General features: G+C 60.0%; 26 protein-coding genes and 2 pseudogenes. 1 reads left to right on the top strand and 27 read right to left on the bottom strand.

Annotated features, from left to right (window positions below; all coding sequences use genetic code 11):
* Nucleotides 1–31: 31 nt before the first annotated feature.
* The 20 genes and pseudogenes from rpsH to rpsL all read right to left on the bottom strand — a co-directional run bounded on the left by rpsH (nucleotide 32) and on the right by rpsL (nucleotide 11983).
* Nucleotides 32–430: a 30S ribosomal protein S8 gene (gene rpsH, locus F3Y30_RS12125; protein ID WP_203422968.1), complete on the bottom strand. Its 399-nt coding sequence runs from the start codon at nucleotides 428–430 to the stop codon at nucleotides 32–34.
* A gap of 12 nt (nucleotides 431–442) precedes the next feature.
* Nucleotides 443–748, bottom strand: a complete 306-nt coding sequence (gene rpsN / locus F3Y30_RS12120; protein ID WP_203422967.1) for a 30S ribosomal protein S14 — start codon at nucleotides 746–748, stop codon at nucleotides 443–445.
* 34 nt (nucleotides 749–782) lie between these two features.
* Nucleotides 783–1340 (bottom strand): 50S ribosomal protein L5, encoded by a 558-nt coding sequence (gene rplE / locus F3Y30_RS12115; RefSeq protein ID WP_203422966.1) that lies wholly within the window; start codon nucleotides 1338–1340, stop codon nucleotides 783–785.
* Nucleotides 1333–1644, bottom strand: coding sequence for a 50S ribosomal protein L24 (gene rplX, locus F3Y30_RS12110; RefSeq protein ID WP_203422965.1), 312 nt, complete (start codon nucleotides 1642–1644; stop codon nucleotides 1333–1335). The genes rplE and rplX overlap by 8 nt, the downstream gene beginning before the upstream one ends.
* Nucleotides 1645–1657: 13 nt before the next feature.
* Nucleotides 1658–2026, bottom strand: a complete 369-nt coding sequence (gene rplN / locus F3Y30_RS12105; RefSeq protein ID WP_203422964.1) for a 50S ribosomal protein L14 — start codon at nucleotides 2024–2026, stop codon at nucleotides 1658–1660.
* Between the two features lie 233 nt (nucleotides 2027–2259).
* The gene (rpsQ, locus tag F3Y30_RS12100) at nucleotides 2260–2496 is read right to left on the bottom strand and encodes a 30S ribosomal protein S17 (RefSeq protein ID WP_203422963.1); all 237 of its coding nucleotides are present in this window, start codon (nucleotides 2494–2496) and stop codon (nucleotides 2260–2262) included.
* Between the two features lie 12 nt (nucleotides 2497–2508).
* Nucleotides 2509–2709 (bottom strand): 50S ribosomal protein L29, encoded by a 201-nt coding sequence (gene rpmC / locus F3Y30_RS12095; protein WP_203422962.1) that lies wholly within the window; start codon nucleotides 2707–2709, stop codon nucleotides 2509–2511.
* Nucleotides 2710–2720: 11 nt separating this feature from the next.
* On the bottom strand, nucleotides 2721–3134 hold the full coding sequence (rplP, locus tag F3Y30_RS12090) for a 50S ribosomal protein L16 (RefSeq protein WP_003573792.1): 414 nt from the start codon (nucleotides 3132–3134) through the stop codon (nucleotides 2721–2723).
* Nucleotides 3135–3170: 36 nt separating this feature from the next.
* Entirely contained in the window at nucleotides 3171–3890 is a 720-nt protein-coding gene (gene rpsC / locus F3Y30_RS12085) for a 30S ribosomal protein S3 (RefSeq protein WP_203422961.1), read from the bottom strand.
* The gene (gene rplV / locus F3Y30_RS12080) at nucleotides 3890–4279 is read right to left on the bottom strand and encodes a 50S ribosomal protein L22 (protein WP_203422960.1); all 390 of its coding nucleotides are present in this window, start codon (nucleotides 4277–4279) and stop codon (nucleotides 3890–3892) included. The genes rpsC and rplV overlap by 1 nt, the downstream gene beginning before the upstream one ends.
* A 2-nt stretch (nucleotides 4280–4281) precedes the next feature.
* Entirely contained in the window at nucleotides 4282–4560 is a 279-nt protein-coding gene (rpsS, locus tag F3Y30_RS12075; protein WP_075627127.1) for a 30S ribosomal protein S19, read from the bottom strand.
* A 15-nt stretch (nucleotides 4561–4575) separates the two neighbouring features.
* The gene (gene rplB / locus F3Y30_RS12070) at nucleotides 4576–5412 is read right to left on the bottom strand and encodes a 50S ribosomal protein L2 (RefSeq protein WP_203422959.1); all 837 of its coding nucleotides are present in this window, start codon (nucleotides 5410–5412) and stop codon (nucleotides 4576–4578) included.
* 39 nt (nucleotides 5413–5451) lie between these two features.
* On the bottom strand, nucleotides 5452–5745 hold the full coding sequence (locus F3Y30_RS12065; RefSeq protein ID WP_203422958.1) for a 50S ribosomal protein L23: 294 nt from the start codon (nucleotides 5743–5745) through the stop codon (nucleotides 5452–5454).
* Nucleotides 5742–6362, bottom strand: coding sequence for a 50S ribosomal protein L4 (gene rplD, locus F3Y30_RS12060; RefSeq protein WP_203422957.1), 621 nt, complete (start codon nucleotides 6360–6362; stop codon nucleotides 5742–5744). The genes F3Y30_RS12065 and rplD overlap by 4 nt, the downstream gene beginning before the upstream one ends.
* 12 nt (nucleotides 6363–6374) lie before the next feature.
* Nucleotides 6375–7058, bottom strand: coding sequence for a 50S ribosomal protein L3 (rplC, locus tag F3Y30_RS12055; RefSeq protein ID WP_203422956.1), 684 nt, complete (start codon nucleotides 7056–7058; stop codon nucleotides 6375–6377).
* A gap of 208 nt (nucleotides 7059–7266) precedes the next feature.
* Nucleotides 7267–7574: pseudogene (gene rpsJ / locus F3Y30_RS12050) on the bottom strand (30S ribosomal protein S10).
* A 147-nt stretch (nucleotides 7575–7721) separates the two neighbouring features.
* The gene (tuf, locus tag F3Y30_RS12045) at nucleotides 7722–8897 is read right to left on the bottom strand and encodes an elongation factor Tu (RefSeq protein ID WP_203422943.1); all 1176 of its coding nucleotides are present in this window, start codon (nucleotides 8895–8897) and stop codon (nucleotides 7722–7724) included.
* A gap of 68 nt (nucleotides 8898–8965) precedes the next feature.
* Nucleotides 8966–11064 (bottom strand): annotated as a pseudogene (gene fusA / locus F3Y30_RS12040) (elongation factor G).
* Nucleotides 11065–11083: 19 nt separating this feature from the next.
* Complete coding sequence (rpsG, locus tag F3Y30_RS12035; protein ID WP_203422955.1) at nucleotides 11084–11554, bottom strand: 30S ribosomal protein S7; 471 nt, start codon at nucleotides 11552–11554, stop codon at nucleotides 11084–11086.
* Nucleotides 11555–11611: 57 nt separating this feature from the next.
* Nucleotides 11612–11983, bottom strand: coding sequence for a 30S ribosomal protein S12 (gene rpsL, locus F3Y30_RS12030; protein ID WP_003507760.1), 372 nt, complete (start codon nucleotides 11981–11983; stop codon nucleotides 11612–11614).
* A 592-nt stretch (nucleotides 11984–12575) separates the two neighbouring features.
* Here rpsL and F3Y30_RS12025 point away from each other — a divergent pair.
* Entirely contained in the window at nucleotides 12576–12872 is a 297-nt protein-coding gene (locus tag F3Y30_RS12025) for a transcriptional regulator (RefSeq protein WP_203422954.1), read from the top strand.
* 129 nt (nucleotides 12873–13001) lie between these two features.
* Here the strand turns inward: F3Y30_RS12025 and rpoC are convergent, their stop codons facing one another.
* The 7 genes from rpoC to nusG form a co-directional block, all read right to left on the bottom strand.
* Entirely contained in the window at nucleotides 13002–17210 is a 4209-nt protein-coding gene (gene rpoC / locus F3Y30_RS12020; protein WP_203422953.1) for a DNA-directed RNA polymerase subunit beta', read from the bottom strand.
* A 182-nt stretch (nucleotides 17211–17392) separates the two neighbouring features.
* A complete protein-coding gene (gene rpoB, locus F3Y30_RS12015; RefSeq protein WP_203422952.1) occupies nucleotides 17393–21535 on the bottom strand; it encodes a DNA-directed RNA polymerase subunit beta in 4143 nt (1380 codons plus the stop codon).
* Nucleotides 21536–21795: 260 nt separating this feature from the next.
* Nucleotides 21796–22176, bottom strand: coding sequence for a 50S ribosomal protein L7/L12 (gene rplL, locus F3Y30_RS12010; RefSeq protein ID WP_203422951.1), 381 nt, complete (start codon nucleotides 22174–22176; stop codon nucleotides 21796–21798).
* 60 nt (nucleotides 22177–22236) lie between these two features.
* Entirely contained in the window at nucleotides 22237–22755 is a 519-nt protein-coding gene (gene rplJ, locus F3Y30_RS12005) for a 50S ribosomal protein L10 (protein WP_203422950.1), read from the bottom strand.
* Nucleotides 22756–23132: 377 nt separating this feature from the next.
* Nucleotides 23133–23831: a 50S ribosomal protein L1 gene (gene rplA, locus F3Y30_RS12000; protein WP_203422949.1), complete on the bottom strand. Its 699-nt coding sequence runs from the start codon at nucleotides 23829–23831 to the stop codon at nucleotides 23133–23135.
* Nucleotides 23832–23835: 4 nt separating this feature from the next.
* Nucleotides 23836–24264 carry a 50S ribosomal protein L11 gene (rplK, locus tag F3Y30_RS11995; RefSeq protein ID WP_203422948.1) on the bottom strand — a complete coding sequence of 143 codons (429 nt, stop codon included), beginning with the start codon at nucleotides 24262–24264 and terminating at the stop codon, nucleotides 23836–23838.
* A gap of 211 nt (nucleotides 24265–24475) precedes the next feature.
* Nucleotides 24476–25006 carry a transcription termination/antitermination protein NusG gene (nusG, locus tag F3Y30_RS11990; protein ID WP_203422947.1) on the bottom strand — a complete coding sequence of 177 codons (531 nt, stop codon included), beginning with the start codon at nucleotides 25004–25006 and terminating at the stop codon, nucleotides 24476–24478.
* Nucleotides 25007–25022: the final 16 nt, after the last annotated feature.

Genomic DNA, 25022 nt, shown 5'->3' with positions numbered 1-25022 from the left:
TCTGTTCGTTATGGAGATCCTGTGCGCTGTCTTAGAAGACAGAGCAAAGAAGCTCGCCACCAACATTCTGTTCGCGTGCCTGGTGATCGGCCATCACACCCTTCGGAGTCGAAAGGATGGTGATGCCGAGACCGTTCGCGACCTGCGGAATGGACTTAACCGAGACATAAACCCGGCGGCCCGGCTTGGAGACGCGGTCGATCTTGCGGATCACAGACGCGCCTTCGTGATACTTCAGCTCGATGTTCAGCTCGGCCTTGCCGTTGCCGAATTCGACTTCGGAGTATCCACGGATGTAGCCCTCAGCCTGGAGGACGTCGAGAACGCGTGCGCGCAGCTTCGAAGCCGGCGTGGAAACGCTCGACTTACGGCGGGCAGCACCGTTACGGATACGGGTGAGCATATCGCCCAGCGGATCAGTCATTGCCATGTGCCCAGCTCCTTACCAGCTCGACTTGACGACGCCCGGCACTTTGCCGAGGTTGCCGAGTTCACGCAGCGCGATACGCGACATGCGAAGTTTGCGATAGAATGCGCGCGGACGGCCCGTGACTTCGCAACGATTGCGGATGCGGGTCTTGGAGCCATTGCGCGGCAGGGCGGCAAGCTTGATGGTGGCCTTGAACCGCTCTTCGATCGGAAGAGCCTGATTCTGGATGATCGCCTTGAGAGCCGCACGCTTCGCGGCCTGTCCGGCAACCAGTTTGCGGCGGCGCTTGTTCTTTTCAACTGCGCTCGTTTTCGCCATAACAGTTATCCTTCTTTACGCTTGTCGTTACGGATTACTGACGGAACGGGAAGTTGAACTCTTTCAGGAGAGCCCGAGCTTCGTCGTCGTTAGTGGCCGTCGTGCAAACGATGATGTCCATGCCCCACATCTGATCAACCTTGTCGTAGTTGATTTCAGGGAACACAATGTGCTCCTTGATACCCATGGCGAAGTTGCCACGGCCATCGAAGGACTTCGGGTTCAGACCACGGAAGTCGCGCACGCGGGGGAGCGCGATGTTCACGAGGCGATCCAGAAATTCATACATGCGGGCGCCACGAAGGGTGACCTTGGCACCGATCGGCATGCCTTCACGAACCTTGAAGCCAGCGATCGAGTTGCGAGCGCGCGTGATGACCGGCTTCTGGCCGGCGATCGCTGCGAGATCGGCAGCAGCAACGGTGGGCTTCTTCGAGTCCGCCGTGGCTTCGCCAACGCCCATATTGATCACGATCTTCTCGAGGCGCGGGATCTGCATCTCGTTGGCGAAGGAGAACTGTTCCTGGAGTGCCTGGCGAATACGCGAGACATATTCCTTCTTGAGCCGGGGCTCATACTTAGAGTCAGCCATCGATCGACACTCCCGAACGCTTAGCCACACGAACCTTCTTGTCGCCTTCGATCTTGAAACCGACGCGGGTCGGCTTGCCGTCCTTGGGGTCGGCGATCGCGATGTTCGACAGATGGATCGATGCTTCCTTGGTGATGATGCCGGCTTCCTGGGTCTGGGTCTGGCGCTGGTGACGCTTCACCAGGTTGACACCACGAACGACCGCACGGTCTTCCTTCGGCATGACCTGAACTACTTCACCGGTGCGGCCCTTGTCCTTACCGGTCAATACGACGACCTTGTCGCCCTTGCGAATCTTCTGCATAGCCATCGCTCCTTTAGAGTACTTCCGGAGCCAGCGAGATGATCTTCATGTGGTTCTTGGCGCGAAGTTCGCGCGGAACCGGTCCGAAGATACGGCTGCCGATCGGCTCTTTCTTGTTGTCGATCAGGACGGCTGCGTTGTTGTCGAAACGAATGACGCTGCCATCGGGACGACGGATGTCCTTGGCGGTGCGAACGACAACCGCCTTCATCACGTCACCCTTCTTGACGCGGCCGCGCGGGATCGCTTCCTTGATCGACACGACGATAATATCGCCGACCGAAGCGTACTTGCGCTTGGAACCGCCCAGCACCTTGATGCACATGACACGACGTGCGCCGGAGTTATCCGCCACGTCGAGGTTTGTTTGCATCTGAATCATATCAGGTCGCCTTCTTGTTGTTACCGGACTGGTTGGGCCTGGGCCCCCTATTCCGGCTTGGAGAATCTATGTTTTTTGCGCGGGATGGGTCTTGCCAAGGTGGTTTCCTCGGTGGTTTCCCACGGGACCTTCCCTGCGCTCAAAGCAAAAGAACGCTCGATTCCGAGCGTCCTTGCGCTGCTTCATACAGATTTTTGCGCCAACTGCAAGAGCCGAGCGCGATTCCGTACAAATTAAGCCTGGGAGGATACAACCACCCAACGCTTGTCCTTGGAGATCGGCGGGCATTCCTCAATGGAAACCACGTCGCCAACCTTGTACTGGTTGGCTTCGTCGTGCGCCTTGTACTTCTTGGAACGACGCACGGTCTTCTGAAGAAGCGGGTGTGCAAAGCGGCGCTCGACGCGAACGACAACAGTCTTGTCGTTCTTGTCGCTGACGACTGTGCCCTGCAGAATGCGTTTCGGCATTTTTCTTGGTCCTTAGGCCTTGGCTTCTGCCGCCTTCTGGCGGGCAATGGTCTTCACGCGGGCGATGTCCTTGCGGACTTCGTTGATACGCGACGTTTTTTCGAGCTGGCCAGTCGCCTTCTGAAAGCGCAGGTTGAACTGCTCCTTCTTCAGCTTGGCGAGCTCCTCGTTGAGCTGATCTGCGCTGAGTGCGCGAACATCTGCGGCTTTCATGGGCTCAATCCTTACTCTGCAATGCGCTGAACGAAGCGCGTCTTGACCGAGAGCTTGGCGGAGCCGAGGCGCAGAGCCTCGCGCGCGATTTCCTCGCTGACGCCATCGATCTCAAACATCATGCGGCCGGGCTTGACCTTGCATGCCCAGTATTCAACCGAGCCCTTACCCTTACCCATGCGGACTTCGGTCGGCTTCGCGGTTACCGGAACATCCGGGAACACGCGGATCCAAACGCGGCCTGCACGCTTCATGTAGCGGGTAATCGCGCGGCGGGCCGCTTCGATTTCGCGGGCATTAACGCGGTTGGGTTCTTGCGCCTTCAGGCCGAATTCGCCGAAGGCTAGGTCAGAACCGCCCTTGGCAACGCCCTTGATGCGGCCCTTGAACTGCTTGCGGTACTTCGTACGCTTTGGCTGCAACATTTTTCTATTCTCCGAACTTGTCTGCCACGCACGCTATCAAGCGTTTTCGCGGCGGCGATCTCTGTCTCTGGTGTTGCCGCCCTGGCTGTCACCCTCGGTCGCACGACGCTCGGAAGCCATCGGATCATGCTCAAGGATTTCGCCCTTGAAGATCCAGACCTTGACGCCGCAGATACCGAATGCGGTTTCTGCCTCGGCCGTGCCGTAGTCGATATCTGCGCGCAGCGTGTGCAGCGGCACACGACCTTCGCGGTACCACTCGGTACGGGCAATTTCAGCACCACCAAGACGGCCGGCGCAGGTGATCTTGATGCCTTCGGCACCAAGACGCATGGCCGACTGAACCGCACGCTTCATGGCGCGACGGAATGCAACGCGGCGCTCGAGCTGCTGGGCGATCGACTGAGCGACGAGCGTCGCGTCGACTTCCGGCTTGCGCACTTCAACGATGTTGAGGTGCGTTTCGGAGTTGGTCATCTCGGAAAGCTTCTTGCGGAGCTTCTCGATGTCTGCGCCCTTCTTGCCGATGATCAGGCCCGGACGAGCCGAGTGGATCGTGACGCGGCACTTCTTGTGCGGACGCTCGATGACCACCTTGGCGATACCAGCCTGCTTCAGCTCTTCCATCAGGTATTCGCGGATCTTCAGGTCTTCGTGAAGAAGCTGACCGTATTCTGCGTTGTCCGCAAACCAGCGGCTGTCCCAGGTACGGTTGATGCCGAGGCGGAAACCGATTGGATTAATCTTCTGGCCCATTATGCGGCCTCCCCTTTGGCTTCGACTTCGCGAACGACGATCGTCAGGTGCGAGAACGGCTTCTCAACACGCGATGCACGGCCGCGGCCACGAGCGTGGAAACGCTTCATGACGATGGACTTGCCGACGAATGCCTCAGCGACGATCAGAGAATCAACGTCGAGATCGTGGTTGTTTTCCGCGTTTGCGATTGCCGATTCAAGGGTCTTCTTGACCGTTTCTGCAATGCGCTTGCGCGAGAATTCGAGTTCGGCCAGAGCGCGGTCGACCTTCTTGCCGCGGATCATCGCGGCAACGAGGTTGAGCTTCTGGGGGCTGACGCGGATCGTGCGCGCAATTGCCTGCGCTTCATTATCCTTCAGCCGGCGTTCGGCTTTTGCCTTGCCCATCGTTACTTCCTCTTCGCCTTCTTGTCCGCACCGTGACCGTAGTAGGTCCGGGTCGGAGAGAATTCGCCAAACTTATGGCCGACCATGTCTTCGTTGACGCTGACCGGAACGTGCTTGCTGCCGTTGTAGACACCGAAGGTGAGACCAACAAACTGCGGCAGGATCGTGGAGCGACGGCTCCAGATCTTGATCACTTCATTGCGGCCGCCTTCGCGCACCTTCTCAGCCTTCTTGAGAAGATAGCCGTCAACAAACGGGCCTTTCCATACTGAACGAGCCATTTCTGACTACCTCTCTTACTTCTTCTTCAGGTGGCGCGAGCGCATGATGAACTTGTCGGTCGACTTGTTCGAACGGGTGCGCTTGCCCTTGGTCGGCTTGCCCCACGGCGAAACCGGGTGACGACCGCCGGAGGTGCGGCCTTCACCACCGCCGTGCGGGTGGTCGACCGGGTTCATGACAACACCGCGGTTGTGCGGGGTCTTGCCGCGCCAGCGAGTACGACCGGCCTTGCCGTCGTTGATGTTGCCGTGGTCCGGGTTGGAGACCGCGCCGATCGAAGCAAGGCAAGAGCCGTGCACCAGGCGCTGTTCACCGGAGTTCAGACGCAGGATCGCCATGCCGGCGTCGCGGCCGACGAGCTGGACGAACGTGCCTGCCGAACGGGCGATCTGGCCGCCCTTGCCCGGCTTCATCTCGACGTTGTGAACGATCGAGCCAACCGGGATGTACTGCAGGGGCATCGTGTTGCCCGGCTTGACGTCGACAGCCTTGTCGGAGGCGATGACCTTGTCGCCGGCAGCGAGGCGCTGCGGAGCGAGGATGTAGGCCTGATCGCCATCGGCATAGTTGACGAGCGCGATGAACGCGGTGCGGTTCGGGTCGTATTCCAGACGGTCGACCGTGCCTTCGACGTCGAACTTGCGACGCTTGAAGTCAACCAGACGGTAGGTACGCTTGTGACCGCCGCCGATAAAGCGGGCAGTGATGCGACCGAGGTTGTTACGGCCACCGCTCTTGGACAGACCTTCGGTCAGAGCCTTGACCGGCTTGCCCTTGTACAGGCCCGAACGGTCGACAATGACCAGCTGACGCTGGCTCGGGGTGGTCGGATTGAAACTTTTCAATGCCATTTTCTTGTTCCCTTTGGGTCTTTAGCCGACTGGGCTGCCTTAGAGCCCGGTGGAGACGTCGATCGACTGACCGTCAGCGAGCGTGACGATAGCCTTCTTGACATCTCCCTGCCGGCCGGAGAAGCCGCGGAAACGCTTGACCTTGCCCTTGCGAAGCAGCGTGTTCACAGCCTTGACCTTGACGCCGAACAGAGCTTCGACGGCGGCCTTGATTTCCGGCTTCGAAGCGTCCTTGGCGACGTTGAATACGACCTGGTTCTGTTCGGATACCAGCGTCGACTTTTCGGTGATCGACGGCGAGACGATCACATCATAGTGGCGAAGATCCGTCATTTGAACCGCTCCTCCAGAGCTTCGACCGCAGCCTTGGAAAGCACGAGCTTGCCGCGGCGCAGGATGTCGTAAACATTGATGCCCTGGATCGGGAGAACGTCCACGTTCGGGATGTTCCGTGCTGCGAGCTTGAAGTTGTTGTCGAGCTCGGCGCCACCGATGAAGAGGGCGTTGGTGAGGCCCAGGCTGGCAAACGTGCCGGCGAGTGCCTTGGTCTTTGCTTCGTTGGCAACGAGGTCATCAACGATGATGACATCCTCTGCCCTCAGCTTGGCAGACAGGGCGTGACGCAGGCCGAGTGCGCGAACCTTCTTGGGAAGGTCGTGCTCGTGGCTGCGAACGACCGGGCCGTGAGCCTTGCCGCCGCCGCGGAACTGCGGAGCGCGTGCCGAATGGTGACGTGCGCGGCCGGTGCCCTTCTGCTTGTACATCTTCGCGCCGGTGCGGGAGACTTCCGCACGGCCCTTGGACTTGTGGGTGCCCTGCTGCTTCTTAGCGAGCTGCCAGCGGATAACGCGAGCGATGATGTCCTCGCGCGGCTCCAGGCCGAAAATTGCCTCAGAAAGGGAGACCTTGCCGGCGTCCTTTCCCTCGAGGGTCGTGACTTTGAGATCCATGATCGGGCTCCCTTACTCTGCTGCGGCGCGCACGCCAGCCGGACGCGGAGCGTCTGCCGGGGTGCCGGACTTGATGGCGTCGCGTACAACGATCCAGGAACCCTTGGAGCCCGGTACTGCGCCCTTGACGAGGATCAGACCACGGTCTTCATCCGTGGAAACCACTTCGAGGTTCTGGGTGGTGACGCGCGTCTGGCCCATGTGACCAGCCATGCGCTTGCCCTTCCAGACGCGACCCGGATCCTGGTTGGAACCGGTCGAACCATGCGAACGGTGAGAAACGGACACGCCGTGCGTTGCACGCAGACCGCCGAAGTTGTGGCGCTTCATGGCGCCGGCAAAGCCCTTACCGATCGTGGTGCCCGTGACGTCGACCAGCTGGCCGGCGACAAAGTGGCTTGCGGTCAGTTCCGCGCCGATGTCGATCAGGTTTTCCGTGGTGACGCGGAACTCGACGAGCTTCGCCTTCGGCTCAACGCTTGCAGCGGCGAACTGGCCGCGCAGTGCCTTGGACGTGTTCTTTACCTTGGAATGGCCCGCACCGAGCTGAACTGCGGTGTAGCCGTTCTTGTCTTCCGTGCGCTGGGCTACCACCTGGCAGTTTTCCAGACGCAATACTGTTACCGGGATATGCTCGCCGGCGTCGTTATAGACCCGGGTCATTCCCACTTTCTGTGCAATCACACCTGAACGCATTGGTTCAATCCTTTTGAGAGTCCCTGTCGGGGCAGAACCCCTCCACGCCTCTTGTTAAAGATCCCGGCAATCCTCACGGATTTCCGGTTTCCCGTTCCTGGAAGCCGTTGGCGGACAGCCACGTACCTTCCTTGTTATTTCGGCTTGCGCCGGACCCTCTGGAGCCTTGGGTGACGGTAAAACACCCGCGGCGGCTCCAGCATTCTTCTTAGAGCTTGATCTCGACGTCGACGCCGGCAGCCAGGTCGAGCTTCATCAGCGCGTCCACGGTCTGGGGGTCGGGTCGACGATGTCGAGGAGGCGCTTGTGTGTGCGCATCTCGAACTGTTCGCGGCTCTTCTTGTCAACGTGCGGCGAGCGGTTGACGGTAAACTTTTCAATACGCGTCGGAAGCGGCACCGGTCCGCGCACGCTTGCACCAGTGCGCTTCGCCGTCGACACGATTTCACGCGTGGAGGCATCGAGGATCCGGTGATCAAACGCCTTAAGGCGGATGCGGATATTCTGGCCGTTCATACGACTTGTCCTTGTTCGTGTTTTCCGTGGCCCCGATAAGGGAGACACATTGAACTTCTATTAACGTTCGGCCGGCCGCTTCTATCAAAGATCGGAGGGACAGGGTGACCCCTGCCCCTTTTCTCGAAACGGCCGGACCGGCCTGACTTACTCGACGATGGAGGCGACGATGCCGGCGCCGACGGTGCGGCCGCCTTCGCGGATCGCGAAGCGCAGCTTTTCTTCCATCGCGATCGGAACGATCAGCTCGACGGCAACGGTGACGTTGTCGCCCGGCATGACCATTTCCGTGCCTTCCGGAAGCGAAACGATGCCTGTCACGTCCGTCGTGCGGAAGTAGAACTGCGGACGGTAGTTCGTGAAGAACGGCGTATGACGGCCGCCTTCTTCCTTCGTCAGGATGTAGGCTTCAGCCATGAACTTCTTGTGCGGCTTGACCGAACCCGGCTTGCACAGGATCTGGCCACGCTCGACGCCGTCACGGTTCACACCGCGAACCAGTGCGCCGATGTTGTCGCCGGCCTGGCCCTGGTCGAGCAGCTTGCGGAACATTTCAACGCCGGTAACAGTCGTCTTCGAGGTCGGGCGGATGCCGACAATCTCGACTTCTTCGCCAACCTTGACGATACCGCGCTCGACGCGGCCGGTCACAACCGTACCACGGCCCGAGATCGAGAACACGTCTTCGATCGGCATCAGGAACGGCTGGTCGATCGGACGCTCAGGCGTCGGGATGTAGGCGTCAACCGCTGCCATCAGCTCGCGGATCGCGTCTTCGCCGATCTTCTTGTCCGAATCTTCGAGAGCGGCAAGTGCCGAGCCCTTGATGATCGGAATGTCGTCGCCCGGGAATTCGTAGGACGACAGAAGTTCGCGAACTTCCAGCTCGACGAGCTCGAGGAGCTCGGCGTCGTCAACCTGGTCGACCTTGTTCAGGAACACGACGATCGCGGGAACGCCAACCTGGCGGGCGAGCAGGATGTGCTCGCGCGTCTGCGGCATCGGGCCGTCAGCAGCCGAGCAAACCAGGATCGCGCCGTCCATCTGGGCAGCACCGGTGATCATGTTCTTCACATAGTCGGCGTGGCCGGGGCAGTCGACGTGCGCATAGTGGCGGTTCGGCGTCTCGTACTCGACGTGTGCCGTCGAGATGGTGATGCCGCGTGCCTTTTCTTCCGGCGCTGCGTCGATCTGGTCATAGGCCTTGAACTCACCAAAGTACTTGGTGATCGCAGCCGTCAGCGACGTCTTGCCATGGTCAACGTGGCCAATCGTGCCAATGTTTACGTGAGGCTTATTGCGCTCAAACTTACCTTTTGCCATTTCCGGCTCTCCATTTCTGTCCCCTAGCGGGGAATTCGTTCAATTCTGTTACTGGCGGCTGTCTCCGGTCACTTCTGACCGGAGTACTTGGCTTGAATTTCCTGTGCGACGTTCGTCGGAACCGGCGCATAGTGATCGAACAGCATCGTGTACTGAGCGCGACCCTGCGACATGGAGCGCAGGTTGTCGACGTACTTGAACATGTTCGCCAGCGGGACATGCGCGTTGATAACAACCGCGACGCCGCGCGATTCCTGGCCCTGGATCTGGCCACGACGGGAGTTCAGGTCGCCGATGACATCACCGACGTAGTCTTCCGGGGTCACAACCTCGACCTTCATCATCGGCTCGAGGAGCTGTGCACCAGCCTTCTTCGCTGCTTCACGGAAGCAGGCGCGGGAAGCGATTTCGAACGCCAGAACCGACGAGTCGACGTCGTGGAACGCACCGTCGATGAGCGTCGCCTTGACGCCGAGCATCGGGAAGCCTGCCAGCGGACCGGAAGAAAGAACGCTCTCGATACCCTTCTGAACGCCCGGGATGTATTCCTTCGGAACAGCACCACCGACGATCTTGGATTCGAAAACGAAGTCTTCGCCTTCCGGGTTCGGTTCGAACACCAACTTGACGCGGGCGAACTGACCGGTACCACCCGACTGCTTCTTGTGGGTGTAGTCTTCCTCGTGCTTCTTCGTGATCGTTTCGCGGTAGGCAACCTGCGGCGCGCCGACGGTTGCTTCGACCTTGAACTCGCGACGCATGCGGTCGACGAGAATGTCGAGGTGGAGTTCACCCATGCCTGCGATGATCGTCTGGCCGGACTCTTCGTCGGTCTTGACGCGGAAGGACGGATCTTCGGCTGCCAGGCGGTTGAGCGCGAGGCCCATCTTTTCCTGGTCGCCCTTGGTCTTCGGCTCGATCGCGATCTGAATGACCGGCTCCGGGAATTCCATGCGCTCGAGGATAACCGGCTTCAGGGGATCGCAGAGCGTATCGCCAGTCGTGGTTTCCTTGAGGCCGGCGAGAGCAACGATGTCGCCTGCAAAGGCTTCTTCGATGTCTTCACGGGAGTTCGAGTGCATCTGCAGCATGCGGCCGACGCGCTCGCGCTTTTCCTTGACCGTGTTCATGACCGACGTGCCCTTCTCGAGCTTGCCGGAGTAGATGCGGGCGAAGGTGAGCGAACCGACGAAGGGGTCGTTCATGATCTTGAAGGCGAGCATCGAAAGCGGCTCTTCGTCAGAAGCATGACGCTCAATTTCGGCTTCGGTCTTGACGTCCACGCCCTTGATGGCCGGGATGTCTGCCGGCGACGGCAGGAAGTCCACGACGGCATCGAGAAGCGGCTGTACGCCCTTGTTCTTGAACGCAGTACCGCAGAACATCGGGTGGAACTTCACGTCGATGGTGCCGCGGCGAACGAGTTCGCGGATCTTGTCGTTGGACGGCATCTCACCTTCGAGATAGGCTTCCATCGCGGCTTCGTCGATTTCGACGACGGTCTCGATGAGCTTCTCGCGGTATTCTTCCGCCTTGGCCTTCATGTCTTCCGGGATCTCGACGACGTCCCACTGGGCGCCGAGCGATTCGTCGCGCCAGATGAGTGCGTTCATCTCGATCAGGTCGATGACGCCCTTGAATTCGGTCTCAGCGCCGATCGGCAGCTGCATGACGACAGCGGTCGCACCGAGACGGGTCTTGATCATCTCGACCGAGCGGTAGAAGTCAGCGCCGGTCTTGTCCATCTTGTTGCAGAAGATCATGCGCGGAACATGATACTTCTCGGCCTGACGCCAGACGGTTTCCGTCTGCGGCTCAACGCCGGCGTTGGCATCGAGCAGCGCGATTGCGCCGTCGAGAACGCGCAGCGAACGCTCGACTTCGATGGTGAAGTCAACGTGGCCGGGGTGTCGATGATGTTGAAGCGGCGCATCTTGCCGTCACGGCCCTTCCAGAAGGTCGTGGTGGCAGCAGACGTGATGGTGATACCGCGTTCCTGCTCCTGCTCCATCCAGTCCATCGTAGCGGCGCCGTCATGGACTTCGCCGATCTTGTGGGACTTGCCGGTGTAGTAAAGGATGCGTTCGGTCGTCGTCGTCTTGCCGGCGTCGATGTGCGCCATGATACCGAAGTTACGGTAGTCTTCGATTTTGTATTCGCGTGCCATTGTGGACTGCCTCTCGAGATTACCAGCGGTAGTGCGAGAACGCACGGTTGGCATCAGCCATCTTGTGCGTGTCTTCGCGCTTCTTGACGGCGCTGCCACGGTTGTTCGCTGCGTCCATGAGTTCGCCGGAAAGGCGCTCGACCATGGTCGTTTCGTTACGCTTGCGAGCAGCCGCGATCAGCCAACGGATCGCCAGAGCCTGACGGCGCTCCGGACGGACGTCGACGGGGACCTGGTAGGTCGCACCACCAACGCGGCGCGAACGCACTTCGACGTGCGGCGCTACATTGTCCAGGGCCTGATGGAAGATACCCAGCGGCTCCTGCTTCGACTTGCCCTGTACGGCATCGAACGCACCGTAAACGATGGTTTCGGCGACGGACTTCTTACCATCAAGCATGATGGCGTTCATGAATTTCGTGACGACGAGATCACCGAACTTCGGATCCGGGTTAATCTCGCGCTTTTCTGCTCTATGACGACGGGACATCGTTTTCGTCTCTCAACTTTGAATTTTTGGATCCGGCGAAATGGCGCCGGTTACTGGTTACTTCGGACGCTTCGCACCGTACTTCGAACGGCGCTGCTTGCGGTTCTTGACGCCCTGGGTGTCGAGAACGCCGCGGATGATGTGGTAACGCACACCCGGAAGGTCCTTCACGCGGCCGCCACGGATCATGACAACGGAGTGTTCCTGCAGGTTGTGACCTTCACCCGGAATGTAACCGATGACTTCGAAGCCGTTGGTCAGGCGGATCTTGGCAACCTTACGCAGAGCCGAGTTCGGCTTCTTCGGGGTCGTCGTGTAAACGCGGGTGCAAACGCCACGCTTCTGCGGGTTTTCCTGCAGAGCAGGAACCTTGTTGCGCTTTACCTGTGCCTGACGCGGCTTGCGGATCAGCTGGTTTACGGTAGGCATATAACCATCCCTTGCAAAATCTTGTCTCGTTACCCTTTCGGGCGGATCAATGCCGTCTCCGGCGACTGCCACACGATTGCCTTTCATGCGCAAAACAAGGCCGATCCACTTTTCCGCGGATGGCCCCTAAAAGGCAGAGGACGCGCTATATCCGCGTCGTGCGTGCAGCATTCATGTCTCAACGTGCGTAAAGAACCTTGTTTGAGGCGAACTCCAGAACGAGTCGTTCCGAACCAGCCAGCCTCACATGGGCTCTGATGGCGTGCGGTCTACTGTTTAAAGGGGAATACGTCAAGGGGCGCGGCGAAAGAATCTTGCCCGCAACCGGCGGCAACGCCTGCAAAGCCGGAGGTTTGGCGGCAATCCCCGCCCCTTCCGACCAGTCGCCTGGACCGTTTGGTACCTGCACTTCTTCGATATGATTCCTAAAGTTTCGTAAATTTAGAATCAACCGGCGAAATTTGTTTATTCACGGTCCGACCGATTCCCTGCCCGGGCCTTGTCTTTTTCGAAGACGGCGCGATTCTATTTGGGTTCCATGGACGAAGGGCCTATAGGAACCGAAAAATCCCAGACATGCGAAGGATGAACAATGGGCGTCTCCCCTGACAACGACAACACCGCCGACGAGCCGATGGTCTTCATCATCATCGGCAAGGCCTATGAACATGACGGAGACGAAGAAGGTGTCGACATCCACGTGATGCTGCGTGCTCCCGATGACGACACTGCGGTACGCGAGACGCTGAATGCGCTCTCGGCGGAAGGCTTCCTCGAGGCGGATCTCGACCAGATCGGCACGCTGACGGACGCCCCCGACGAGGAGCCTCACGCTTCCGCTTACCAGGGCGCGCTCGAAGGCGAAGTCGCGATCATACGCTTCACCTGATACGCGAGTACCGCGAGACGGCACACGCGTGCCACCAAGGCAAGACGAAAGAAGCCGCCCGGAGCAATCCGGGCGGCTTCTTCAATATCGGGGGCTGGAGCAGAGGGAGCCGGAGCCCCCTCCTCGCCTTTACTCGGCCGCAGCGCCTTCGCTGCCAGCAAGATCGGCAAGCATCGGCGTTGCAACGCCGGCGCCCGTCGACTTGCGGCGCTCGTCGAGGATCATCTCGTCGCGCGAGGTCGCGATGCGGCGGATCTGGGTCATGGTTCCGCCCGTACCGGCCGGGATCAGACGACCGACGATGACGTTTTCCTTCAGACCCTGCAGGCCGTCCATCTTGCCGGCGATCGCGGCTTCCGTGAGAACCTTGGTGGTTTCCTGGAAGGACGCAGCCGAGATGAAGGACGGGGTCTGCAGCGAGGCCTTGGTGATACCCAGCAGGACCGGGTCGCCGTAGGCCGGCTTCTTGCCTTCCTCGATCAGGCGGTCGTTGGCGTCTTCGAGCTCGATCCGGTCGACATTGTCGCCGACGATGTAGGTCGAGTCGCCCGCATCGGTGATTTCCACCTTCTGCAGCATCTGACGAACGATCACCTCGATGTGCTTGTCGTTGATGACAACGCCCTGCAGACGATAGACTTCCTGAATTTCGTTCACGAGATAGGAAGCCAGAGCCTCCACGCCCTTGATCGCCAGGATGTCGTGCGGTGCCGGGTTGCCGTCGAGGATGTAGTCGCCCTTTTCGATGTAGTCGCCGTCCTGAAGATGGAAGGGCTTGCCCTTCGGGATCAGGTACTCGACCGGCTCGACACCGTCCTCAGCAGGCTCGATCGTCACGCGACGCTTGTTCTTGTAGTCGCGGCCGAAGCGAACCGTACCATCGATCTCTGCGATGATGGCGTGGTCCTTCGGACGACGGGCTTCGAACAGCTCGGCCACGCGCGGCAGACCACCGGTGATGTCCTTGGTCTTGGCGCTTTCCAGCGGCGAACGTGCAAGCACGTCACCCTGGCTGACCTTCTGGCCCGGCTCGACCGACAGGATCGCGTCGACGGAGAGCATGAAGCGCGCATCGCCACCACGGGACAGCTTGGCGACAGCGCCATTCTTGTCCTTGATCACGATTGCCGGCTTCAGGTCCGTACCACGCGGCGTCGAGCGCCAGTCGATGACCGAACGCTTGGTGATGCCCGTCGACTCATCGGTCGATTCCAGAACCGAGATGCCGTCGACGACGTCTTCGAAGTGAACGGTACCTTCCACTTCCGTCATCATCGGACGGGTGTAGGGGTCCCACTCTGCGAGACGCTGTCCGCGCTTCACCTTGTCGCCATCGTCCACGAAGATCTTCGAACCGTAGGCAACGCGCTGCGAGGAACGTTCCACGCCACGCTCGTCCAGGATCTGGATCGCCATGTTGCGGCCCATTGCGACGAGAACGCCTTCGGAGTTGCGCAGCATGTTGCGGTTCTTGATCTGCACCGTGCCTTCATACGACGCTTCCAGGAACGACTGGTCGACCACGGTCGCCGTGCCGCCCAAGTGGAAGGTACGCATGGTGAGCTGGGTGCCAGGTTCACCGATCGACTGTGCCGCGATGACGCCAACGGCTTCGCCCATGTTGACGGGCGTACCGCGTGCAAGGTCACGACCGTAGCAGACGCCGCAGACACCGGTCTGGATTTCGCAGGTTAGCGCCGAACGAATGCGGATCGACTGGATGCCAGCCTTTTCGATTTCGACTACGTCGGCCTCGAGGATCATCCGGCCCGCGTCGACGATGCGGACACCCGTGACCGGGTGATCGATGTCGTCGAGAGCGGTACGGCCCAGAACGCGAGTGCCTATCGAAGCCACGACCTGGCCGGCATCGACGATCGCCGTCATCGTGAGGCCCTTGTCGGTGCCGCAATCGACATGCGTGACGATGCAATCCTGCGCCACGTCGACGAGACGACGGGTCAGGTAACCGGAGTTCGCGGTCTTCAAGGCGGTGTCCGCCAGACCCTTACGGGCACCGTGCGTCGAGTTGAAGTACTCGTTCACGGTCAGGCCTTCCTTGAAGTTCGAGATGATCGGCGTCTCGATGATTTCACCCGACGGCTTGGCCATCAGGCCGCGCATGCCGCCCAGCTGGCGCATCTGGTTCGGAGAACCACGAGCACCCGAGTGCGACATCATGTAGATCGAGTTCATCGGCTTCTGGCGACCATTGTCGTCAAACTCGACCGCCTTGATGCGCGCCATCATCTCTTCGGCGACCTTTTCGGTCGCCTTGCCCCAGGCATCAACGACCTTGTTGTACTTCTCGCCCTGAGTGATCAGACCGTCGTTGTACTGCTGCTCGTATTCCTTCACCAGGGACTCGGTGTCGGCAACGATCTTCGCCTTGGTATCCGGAATGACCATGTCGTCCTTGCCGAACGAGATGCCGGCGCGGCAAGCGTGCGCAAAGCCGAGCTGCATGATCCGGTCGCAGAAAATGACCGTGTCCTTCTGGCCGCAGTGACGGTAGACCGTGTCGATCATCTTGGAGATGTTCTTCTTGGTCATTTCCTGGTTGCAGATATCGAACGGGATGTTCGGATTCTTCGGCAGGAGTTCGCCGATGATCATGCGGCCAGGAGTCGTCTCATGGATCTTCGAGACCGGGTTGCCGTCGGCGTCGACGGTCTTGTAGCGGCCCTTGATCTTGGCATGCAGGGTGACCGACTTCGTCTCAAGCGCATGATGAAGTTCGCCGAGGTCGGAGAAGGCCATGCCTTCGCCCGGCTCGTTCTGGTTCATGATCGAGAGGTAGTAGAGGCCGAGAACCATGTCCTGCGACGGAACGATGATCGGTGCGCCGTTCGCCGGGTGCAGGATGTTGTTGGTCGACATCATGAGCACGCGGGCTTCGAGCTGGGCTTCGAGCGACAGCGGCACGTGAACGGCCATCTGGTCACCGTCGAAGTCGGCGTTGAAGGCCGTGCAGACGAGCGGATGCAGCTGGATCGCCTTGCCTTCGACCAGGATCGGTTCGAAGGCCTGGATGCCCAGGCGGTGCAGCGTCGGTGCGCGGTTCAGGAGAACCGGATGCTCGCGGATGACCTCGTCGAGGATATCCCAGACCTCAGGCTTTTCCTTCTCAACCAGCTTCTTCGCCTGCTTGACGGTCGAGGAGAAACCCTTCGCATCGAGACGGGCGTAGATGAACGGCTTGAACAGTTCGAGCGCCATCTTCTTCGGAAGGCCGCACTGGTGCAGCTTCAGTTCCGGACCCGTCACAATGACCGAACGACCGGAATAGTCGACGCGCTTGCCGAGCAGGTTCTGGCGGAAGCGGCCCTGCTTACCCTTGAGCATGTCGGACAGCGACTTCAGCGGACGCTTGTTGGCACCGGTGATGACGCGGCCACGGCGGCCGTTGTCGAACAGGGCGTCAACCGATTCCTGAAGCATGCGCTTCTCGTTACGGATGATGATGCCCGGTGCGCGCAGCTCGATGAGGCGCTTCAGACGGTTGTTACGGTTGATCACGCGGCGGTACAGATCGTTCAGGTCCGACGTCGCGAAACGGCCGCCGTCCAGCGGAACCAGCGGGCGCAGGTCCGGCGGGATGACCGGAACGACCTTCATGATCATCCATTCCGGGCGGTTGCCGGACTCCATGAAGTTCTCGACGATCTTCAGGCGCTTCATCAGCTTCTTCTGCTTGAGATCCGACGTGGTGTCGGCCAGATCTGAACGCAGGTCGCCGGCGATCTTCTCGAGGTTCATCGAGGCGAGCATTTCATAGATCGCCTCGGCGCCGATCATCGCGGTGAACTGGTCTTCACCGTACTCGTCGACCGCGATCATGTACTCCTCTTCGCTGAGGAGCTGGTTTTCCTTCAGTGCCGTCAGGCCTGGCTCGGTGACGATGTAGTTCTCGAAATAGAGAACGCGCTCGACATCCTTCAGCGTCATGTCGAGCAGGGTCGCGATGCGGCTCGGCAGGGACTTCAGGAACCAGATGTGCGCGACGGGCGCTGCGAGTTCGATGTGGCCCATGCGCTCACGGCGAACGCGCGACAGCGTGACTTCGACGCCGCACTTTTCGCAGATGATGCCCTTGTACTTCATGCGCTTGTACTTGCCGCACAGGCACTCGTAGTCCTTGATCGGGCCAAAGATGCGCGCGCAGAACAAGCCGTCGCGTTCGGGCTTGAACGTGCGGTAGTTGATCGTCTCCGGCTTTTTGATTTCGCCGTAAGACCAGGAGAGAATCTTCTCGGGGCTGGCGATCGAAATCCGGATGGAGTCGAAAGTCTGCGCAGGCACCTGCGGATTGAAAAGATTCATGACCTCTTGGTTCATGCCTGTCTCCTTCGTGGGCCGTAGCCCTCAGCTTGGCGAACGAATACGGCGATACCCGGGTGCCGAAACGCTGCCTGAAACGGATAATGCCGCTCTATCAAAGCGGCCAATTTCCCTGCCACGCCAGAACAGGCGGGACGGGAACGGTGCGCGCCGCCAAGGCAGCGCGCACCCGATATGACTTATTCCGCGGCGTCCGGAAGCTGCGCTGCTTCTGCAGCCGGGTCGACCTTCGAGTTTTCCAACTCGACGCTGAGACCCAGCGAGCGCATTTCCTTGACGAGAACGTTGAAGCTTTCCGGAATACCGGCTTCGAACGTGTCGTCGCCCCTGACGATCGCTTCGTAGACCTTCGTACGACCGGCCACGTCGTCCGACTTCACCGTCAGCATTTCCTGCAGGGTGTAGGCGGCGCCATAGGCCTCGAGCGCCCAGACTTCCATTTCCCCGAAGCGCTGACCGCCGAACTGCGCCTTGCCGCCCAGCGGCTGCTGGGTAACGAGCGAGTAAGGACCGATCGAACGGGCGTGGATCTTGTCGTCGACAAGGTGGTTGAGCTTCAACATGTAGATGTAGCCCACTGTCACCTGACGGTCGAACTGATCGCCGGTACGTCCATCATAAAGCGTGGACTGGCCGGTAACCTTCAGGCCCGCCTGAGAAAGCATCTCGTTGACGTCCTTCTCGACGGCGCCGTCGAAGACCGGCGTCGCGATCGATACGCCGCGGCGGGTCTGCTCCGCCAGGCGAACGATGGACTCATCGTCGTACTGCTTGATCGGCTCGCCCTTCGGACCGGATCCGATGACGCTGTCGATGGTGTCGCGAAGCGGCTTGATCTCGCCGCCCGCCTTGTAGGCGTCCAGCATCTCGCCGATCTGCTTGCCCATGCCGGCACAAGCCCAACCAAGGTGCGTCTCGAGAATCTGACCGACGTTCATGCGCGAAGGCACGCCCAGCGGATTCAGCACGATGTCGACGTGCGTGCCGTCCTCGAGGAACGGCATGTCCTCGACAGGCACGATGCGCGACACGACACCCTTGTTGCCGTGACGGCCGGCCATCTTGTCGCCCGGCTGGATCTTGCGCTTAACAGCAACGAAGACCTTGACCATCTTCATGACGCCCGGAGGCATTTCGTCGCCGCGCTGAACCTTCTCGACCTTGTCCATGAAGCGCTGTTCGAGGCGCGACTTGGACTCGTCGTACTGACCACGGAGCGCTTCGATCTCGCCCTGGACCTTTTCGTCCTCGACGGCAAACATCCACCACTGCGAGCGGGGATATTCGCTGATGACAGCGTTGGAAAGCTCGGTGCCCTTCTTGAAGCTCTTGGGGCCGGCAACAGCCACGTGACCGCGAAGCATGTCGACCAGACGGCCGTAGACGTTGCGGTCGAGGATCGCCTGCTCGTCGTCGCGGTCCTTTGCCAGGCGCTCGATTTCCTCGCGCTCGATCGCCATCGCGCGCTCGTCCTTCTCAACGCCGTGGCGATTGAAGACGCGAACTTCGACGACGGTGCCGAACGTGCCCGGGGGCATGCGCATGGAGGTGTCGCGGACGTCGGAAGCCTTTTCACCGAAGATGGCGCGCAGAAGCTTTTCTTCCGGCGTCATCGGGCTTTCGCCCTTAGGCGTGATCTTGCCGACGAGAATGTCGCCCGGCTGAACTTCCGCACCGATGTAGACGATGCCTGCTTCGTCGAGATTCTTCAGCGCTTCTTCCGAAACGTTCGGAATGTCGCGCGTGATTTCTTCCGGACCAAGCTTGGTGTCACGCGCCATCACTTCGAATTCCTCGATGTGGATGGAGGTGAACACGTCGTCGGACACGATCCGCTCGGAGAGCAGGATGGAGTCTTCGTAGTTGTAGCCGTTCCACGGCATGAACGCGACGAGCGCGTTGCGGCCGAGAGCCAGATCGCCGAGGTCGGTCGACGGACCGTCCGCGATGATGTCGCCCTTGTTCAGAACGTCGCCGACGGTGACCAGCGGACGCTGGTTGACGCAGGTGTTCTGGTTCGAACGCTGGAACTTCTGCAGACGGTAGATGTCGACGCCGGACTTCGACGGATCGAGGTCTTCGGTCGCACGGATAACGATACGCGTCGCGTCGACCTGGTCGACAACGCCGCCGCGGCGGGCCGCGATGGCAGCACCGGAGTCGCGGGCAACGACCGGCTCCATGCCGGTACCGACGAACGGAGCTTCCGCACGCAGGAGCGGCACGGCTTGACGCTGCATGTTCGAACCCATGAGCGCGCGGTTCGCGTCGTCGTTCTCAAGGAACGGGATGAGCGCGGCCGCTACCGAAACGAGCTGCTTCGGCGAAACGTCCATCAGGTTGATCTGGTCGCGCGGGGCGAGCATAACTTCGCCGGCGTGACGGCAAACGACGAATTCTTCCGAGAAGGAGTTGTCGTCGTTGAGTACCGAGTTCGCCTGAGCAACGTGGTACTTGGCCTCTTCCATGGCGGAGAGGTAGACCACGTCCGTCGTCACCTTGCCGTCCACGATCTTGCGGTACGGGCTCTCGATGAAGCCGTACTTGTTGACGCGGGCGAAGGTTGCGAGCGAGTTGATCAGACCGATGTTCGGGCCTTCCGGCGTTTCGATCGGGCAAATACGGCCGTAGTGGGTCGGATGAACGTCGCGGACTTCGAAGCCTGCGCGCTCGCGGGTCAGACCACCCGGACCAAGAGCCGAAAGACGACGCTTGTGAGTGATTTCCGAAAGCGGGTTCACCTGGTCCATGAACTGCGAGAGCTGCGAGGAACCGAAGAATTCGCGAACGGCAGCAGCTGCCGGCTTCGCATTGATCAGGTCCTGCGGCATGACCGTGTCGATCTCGATCGAGGACATACGTTCCTTGATCGCGCGCTCCATGCGAAGCAGGCCGAGACGGTACTGGTTCTCCATCAGCTCGCCGACCGAACGGACACGACGGTTGCCGAGGTTGTCGATGTCGTCGATCTCGCCCTTGCCGTCACGCAGTTCGACGAGCATCTTGACGACAGCCAGGATGTCTTCCTTGCGCAGGATACGAACAGTGTCGGCGACGTCGAGATCGAGACGCATGTTCATCTTCACGCGACCGACGGCGGAGAGGTCGTAACGCTCCGCATCGAAGAACAGCGTGTTGAACATGGCTTCGGCCGAATCCATGGTCGGCGGCTCACCCGGACGCATGACGCGGTAGATGTCGAACAGAGCGTCCTGACGGTTCTCGTTCTTGTCGGCCGAAAGCGTGTTGCGGATATAGGCGCCCACGTTGATGTGGTCGATGTCGAGAACCGGGATCTCGTCGAAGCCTGCCGACAGGATCACAGGAAGTGTCTTCTCGTCGATCTCGTCGCCGGCTTCCAGATAGATCTCACCGGTCGCCATGTTGACGACATCCTCGGCAAGGTAGTTGCCGTAAAGGTCATCATCCGTGGCCTTGAGGGCCTTGAGACCCTTTTCGGTGAGCTGCTTCAGCAGACGCGGGGTCAGCTTCTTGCCGGCCTCGACCACGACTTCGCCAGTGTCGGCGTCAACGAGGTCGGCCAGGACCTTCTGGCCCTTCAGCGTGTCGGGCTGGAACGGAATGCGCCAGCCGTCACCTTCGCGCTGGTAGAGCGACTGCGTGTAGAAGGTCGACAGGATTTCTTCGCCGTCCATGCCGAGCGCCATCAGCAGCGACGTCACCGGGATCTTGCGGCGGCGGTCGATACGGGCATGCACGATGTCCTTGGCGTCGAACTCGATGTCGAGCCAGGAGCCGCGGTACGGGATGACGCGGGCTGCGAAGAGCAGCTTGCCCGACGAGTGGCTCTTGCCCTTGTCGTGGTCGAAGAACACGCCCGGCGAGCGGTGCATCTGGGAGACGATGACGCGCTCGGTGCCGTTGACGATGAACGTGCCGTTGTCGGTCATGAGCGGCATGTCGCCCATGTAGACGTTCTGTTCCTTGATGTCCTTGATCGACTTCGCGCCGGTATCCTCGTCGATATCGAACACGATGAGGCGCAGCGTCACCTTGAGGGGAGCTGCGTAGGTCAGGTCGCGCTGACGGCACTCGTCGACATCGAACTTGGGCTGTTCGAACTCGTAGGAAACGAATTCGAGCATGGACGCGCCCGAGAAGTCGGTGATCGGAAATACCGACTTGAAGACGGATTGAAGGCCTTCGTCCGGACGGCCGCCAACGGGTTCGTCCACCATGAGAAACTGGTCGTAGGAAGCCTTTTGAACCTCGATCAGGTTCGGCATCTCAGCGACTTCGGGAATCTTACCAAAAAACTTGCGTACGCGCCTGCGACCGTTAAACGAAAGGGTCTGAGCCATCGTCGCTCCTTTAAAATTTGCATCCGGGCCTGCAACAGACGGTCACCGCTGGCCAGTCGGCTCCGTCAAACAATGGGTCGTTCAATCTCGTCTCACTTCCAGCAACGGGAGCACGGATTTGCTTCGCCGTTCCTGTTCGAGACTATCCTCTTGAAGAACCCATTACCCAAAAGCCGGTTTCACGGGGCTTTTGGGTAATATGTTCCGAAAGCGACCAGAAGGAGGCGGCCGATTGGCCACCTCCCCTGTATTGGCGAAGATTACTTGACGTCGACCTTGGCGCCAGCGTCTTCGAGCTTCTTCTTGAGGTCCGCTGCTTCAGCCTTGGAAACAGCTTCCTTGACCGGCTTCGGAGCGCCTTCGACGAGGTCCTTGGCTTCCTTGAGGCCGAGACCGGTGATGGCGCGGACTTCCTTGATGACGTTGATCTTGTTCGCACCGGCATCCGTGAGGATGACGTCGAACTCGGTCTTTTCTTCTTCAGCAGCTGCAGCAGCACCTGCACCGCCAGCAGCAGCAGCAACAGCTACCGGAGCAGCGGCGGAAACGCCCCACTTTTCTTCGAGGAGCTTCGAAAGCTCAGCGGCTTCGAGCACGGTGAGCGAGGAGAGGTCTTCAACGATCTTTGCGAGATCAGCCATTTTGATAGTTCCTTTTGTTCGGTTCGAACTGGGTTGTTTGATTTACAGCGAAAAACCGCCTCAAGCGGCTTCGTCCTTCTTGGCGTAAGCTGCGAACACGCGTGCAAGCTGGCTTGCCGGTGCTGCAACGACCGTGGCGACGCGCGTTGCCGGGGCTGCAAGCAGGCCCAGGAGCTTTGCACGAAGCTCGTCGAGCGAAGGCAGGGTCGCAAGCGACTTAACTGCTTCTGCGTCGAGAGTGGTCGCACCCATGGCGCCACCGAGAACAACGAGCTTGTCGTTGGTCTTGGCGAAATCCATGGCAACCTTCGGAGCAATCATCGGATCATTCGCGTATGCAATGAGCGTCTGACCCTGGAAGAGATCAGACATCCCTTCCGACTCCGTACCTTGAAGGGCAATCTTGGCCAGGCGGTTCTTCGCGACTTTGACGGTTCCGCCAGCTGCACGCATTTTCGAACGAAGATCGTTCATCTGTGCAACCGTGATACCGGCATAGCGGGCCACGACGACTGAACCGGAAGCCTTGAAGACTTCGTTCAGCTCCGTGACGAATTCGCGTTTTTCCGCTCTTTCCACTGCCTATCTCCAGTTGACGAGGCTGTGACTGTCACAGTCCCCATCGGGTTTGCCTTTGCCGCAAGGGATCGTCTTTACGAGATCCCGAGCGACGCTCGAGGATCCTGTCCCCTCGCGCTCGACCGTTTCCGGTCGCGGCACAAGGCAAGGTAGGTTCGAACCGAATTCTGCGCCGGGGCGCGAAAACTCGAGTCTTACCCGTCTCATGCAGGCAAAGTGATTAAGGGATAACCACCTGCAATCTCGGACAGGAGTTCCGGGTTGCCCCGGAAATTCCCGGCCAGACAAGGCCGGGAACTCTTGATGAGGAACGATCCTTTGAGGGTGCCTCGCACCTTCCGGACCGCTCCCAAACCGGGCCGAAGCCCGGCCAAACTTTATGCGACGCTGAGCGTCGACGGGTCGATCTTGACGCCCGGGCCCATGGTCGAGGAGATCGCTACGCGCTTGACGTAGTTGCCCTTCGCACCAGCCGGCTTCGCCTTGATGACCGCATCAGCAAAGGCGCGGATGTTCTCTTCGATCGCCTTGACGTCGAACGAGGCCTTGCCAATGCCGGCATGCACGATACCGGCCTTCTCGACGCGGAACTCAACGGCGCCGCCCTTGGAAGCCTTGACGGCACCGGCAACGTCCATGGTCACGGTTCCGACCTTCGGGTTCGGCATCATGCCACGCGGGCCGAGAACCTTACCGAGGCGGCCGACGAGCGGCATCATGTCCGGGGTGGCGATGCAGCGATCGAAATCGATCTTGCCGCCCTGAACGATCTCGACGAGATCTTCCGCACCGATGACGTCTGCACCAGCAGCCTTGGCTTCATCAGCCTTGGCGCCACGTGCGAAGACGGCAACGCGAACGTCGCGGCCAGTGCCGTTCGGCAGGTTGACGACGCCGCGGACCATCTGGTCAGCGTGACGCGGATCAACACCGAGGTTCATCGCGACTTCGATCGTCTCGTCGAACTTGGCGACAGCCCGTTCCTTGACCATCGTTACGGCTTCGCTGAGGCCATAGACCTTGGTCGGGTCGACGCCTTCACGGATCTTCTGAATACGCTTTGCAAGCTTCGCCATGGTCTTAACCTACCACTTCCAGGCCCATGGCGCGGGCGGAGCCCTCGATCATGGCCATTGCGCCTTCGATATCGGCAGCGTTGAGATCCTTCATCTTGGCTTCGGCAATCGTCTTGACCTGAGCCTTGGTGATCGAACCAGCCTTGGTCTTGCCAGGCAGCTTCGAACCGGACTGGATCTTCGCTTCCTTCTTCAGGAAGTAGCTGACCGGCGGCTGCTTCATGACGAAGGTGAAGGACTTGTCCTGGTAGTAGGTGATGACGACCGGGATCGGCATACCCTTTTCCATTTCCTGCGTGGCGGCATTGAACGCCTTGCAGAATTCCATGATGTTAATGCCACGCTGACCGAGCGCAGGACCAATCGGCGGGGACGGGTTTGCCGATCCTGCCTTGACCTGCAGCTTGAGCTGGCCTGCAACTTTCTTAGCCATTTCTCTCTGCCTTTCCAAATACGACCGGTTTCCCGGCCTACGAATGCCGACCCGAGGGCCGGCGGCTGCGGTTGCGTGGTGCGGTCGAAAGGCCCGGCTTCAGGCCATTCCCCCTCCCACGCGATGACGGGAACACCCGTCTACCGGCACCATGAGGCGCCGGAATTCAAGACGCGCCGCGGGAAGCCACAAAGCTTCCCCGGCGCAAAAATCAGATCTTCTCGACCTGGCCGTATTCGAGCTCGACCGGCGTAGCGCGGCCAAAGATCGAGACTTCGACCTTGAGGCGCGAACGCTCCTCGTCGACATCCTGAACCACGCCGTTGAACGACGCGAACGGACCATCCGACACGCGGACCTGCTCGCCGATCTCGAAGGAGACCGAAGGCTTCGGACGATCGACGCCATCCTGCACCTGCGACAGGATGCGCTCGGCTTCGGAATCCGGAATCGGGACCGGCTTGTTGTCGGACCCAAGGAACCCCGTAACCTTCGGGGTGTTCTTGATGAGGTGGTAGGCCTCGTCCGTCAGGTTCGCACGAACCAGGACGTAGCCGGGGAAGAACTTGCGCTCGGAGTCGACCTTGCGGCCACGACGCACTTCCACGACCTTCTCAGTCGGAACCAGGATTTTCTCGAACAGATGATCGAGCCCCTTCTGACGCGCCTTCTCCTCGATCGACTCGGCAACCTTCTTTTCGAAGTTCGAATAGGCGTGGACGATGTACCAACGCGAAGCCATGCTCATCTCCAACCAG

This window comes from Sinorhizobium sp. BG8, assembly GCF_016864555.1.
Taxonomy (GTDB): Bacteria; Pseudomonadota; Alphaproteobacteria; order Rhizobiales; family Rhizobiaceae; genus BG8.
This window is presented reverse-complemented; position numbering and strand designations above follow the sequence as displayed.

Excerpts from the sequence above, each read along its gene's own strand:
- rpoC (WP_203422953.1), bottom strand. The coding sequence starts at position 17,210 with ATGAACCAAGAGGTCATGAATCTTTTCAATCCGCAGGTGCCTGCGCAG.
- rplX (WP_203422965.1), bottom strand. The coding sequence starts at position 1,644 with ATGCAGAAGATTCGCAAGGGCGACAAGGTCGTCGTATTGACCGGTAAG.
- rpsN (WP_203422967.1), bottom strand. The coding sequence starts at position 748 with ATGGCGAAAACGAGCGCAGTTGAAAAGAACAAGCGCCGCCGCAAACTG.
- F3Y30_RS12025 (WP_203422954.1), top strand. The coding sequence starts at position 12,576 with ATGGGCGTCTCCCCTGACAACGACAACACCGCCGACGAGCCGATGGTC.
- rplK (WP_203422948.1), bottom strand. The coding sequence starts at position 24,264 with ATGGCTAAGAAAGTTGCAGGCCAGCTCAAGCTGCAGGTCAAGGCAGGA.
- tuf (WP_203422943.1), bottom strand. The coding sequence starts at position 8,897 with ATGGCAAAAGGTAAGTTTGAGCGCAATAAGCCTCACGTAAACATTGGC.
- rplV (WP_203422960.1), bottom strand. The coding sequence starts at position 4,279 with ATGGGCAAGGCAAAAGCCGAACGCCGGCTGAAGGATAATGAAGCGCAG.
- rplL (WP_203422951.1), bottom strand. The coding sequence starts at position 22,176 with ATGGCTGATCTCGCAAAGATCGTTGAAGACCTCTCCTCGCTCACCGTG.
- rpoB (WP_203422952.1), bottom strand. The coding sequence starts at position 21,535 with ATGGCTCAGACCCTTTCGTTTAACGGTCGCAGGCGCGTACGCAAGTTT.
- rplE (WP_203422966.1), bottom strand. The coding sequence starts at position 1,340 with ATGGCTGACTCTAAGTATGAGCCCCGGCTCAAGAAGGAATATGTCTCG.
- rpsS (WP_075627127.1), bottom strand. The coding sequence starts at position 4,560 with ATGGCTCGTTCAGTATGGAAAGGCCCGTTTGTTGACGGCTATCTTCTC.
- rplB (WP_203422959.1), bottom strand. The coding sequence starts at position 5,412 with ATGGCATTGAAAAGTTTCAATCCGACCACCCCGAGCCAGCGTCAGCTG.
- nusG (WP_203422947.1), bottom strand. The coding sequence starts at position 25,006 with ATGGCTTCGCGTTGGTACATCGTCCACGCCTATTCGAACTTCGAAAAG.
- rplD (WP_203422957.1), bottom strand. The coding sequence starts at position 6,362 with ATGGATCTCAAAGTCACGACCCTCGAGGGAAAGGACGCCGGCAAGGTC.
- rpsQ (WP_203422963.1), bottom strand. The coding sequence starts at position 2,496 with ATGCCGAAACGCATTCTGCAGGGCACAGTCGTCAGCGACAAGAACGAC.
- rpmC (WP_203422962.1), bottom strand. The coding sequence starts at position 2,709 with ATGAAAGCCGCAGATGTTCGCGCACTCAGCGCAGATCAGCTCAACGAG.
- rpsC (WP_203422961.1), bottom strand. The coding sequence starts at position 3,890 with ATGGGCCAGAAGATTAATCCAATCGGTTTCCGCCTCGGCATCAACCGT.
- rplN (WP_203422964.1), bottom strand. The coding sequence starts at position 2,026 with ATGATTCAGATGCAAACAAACCTCGACGTGGCGGATAACTCCGGCGCA.
- rpsH (WP_203422968.1), bottom strand. The coding sequence starts at position 430 with ATGGCAATGACTGATCCGCTGGGCGATATGCTCACCCGTATCCGTAAC.
- rplP (WP_003573792.1), bottom strand. The coding sequence starts at position 3,134 with ATGTTGCAGCCAAAGCGTACGAAGTACCGCAAGCAGTTCAAGGGCCGC.
- rpsL (WP_003507760.1), bottom strand. The coding sequence starts at position 11,983 with ATGCCTACCGTAAACCAGCTGATCCGCAAGCCGCGTCAGGCACAGGTA.
- rplA (WP_203422949.1), bottom strand. The coding sequence starts at position 23,831 with ATGGCGAAGCTTGCAAAGCGTATTCAGAAGATCCGTGAAGGCGTCGAC.
- F3Y30_RS12065 (WP_203422958.1), bottom strand. The coding sequence starts at position 5,745 with ATGACGGATCTTCGCCACTATGATGTGATCGTCTCGCCGTCGATCACC.
- rpsG (WP_203422955.1), bottom strand. The coding sequence starts at position 11,554 with ATGTCCCGTCGTCATAGAGCAGAAAAGCGCGAGATTAACCCGGATCCG.
- rplC (WP_203422956.1), bottom strand. The coding sequence starts at position 7,058 with ATGCGTTCAGGTGTGATTGCACAGAAAGTGGGAATGACCCGGGTCTAT.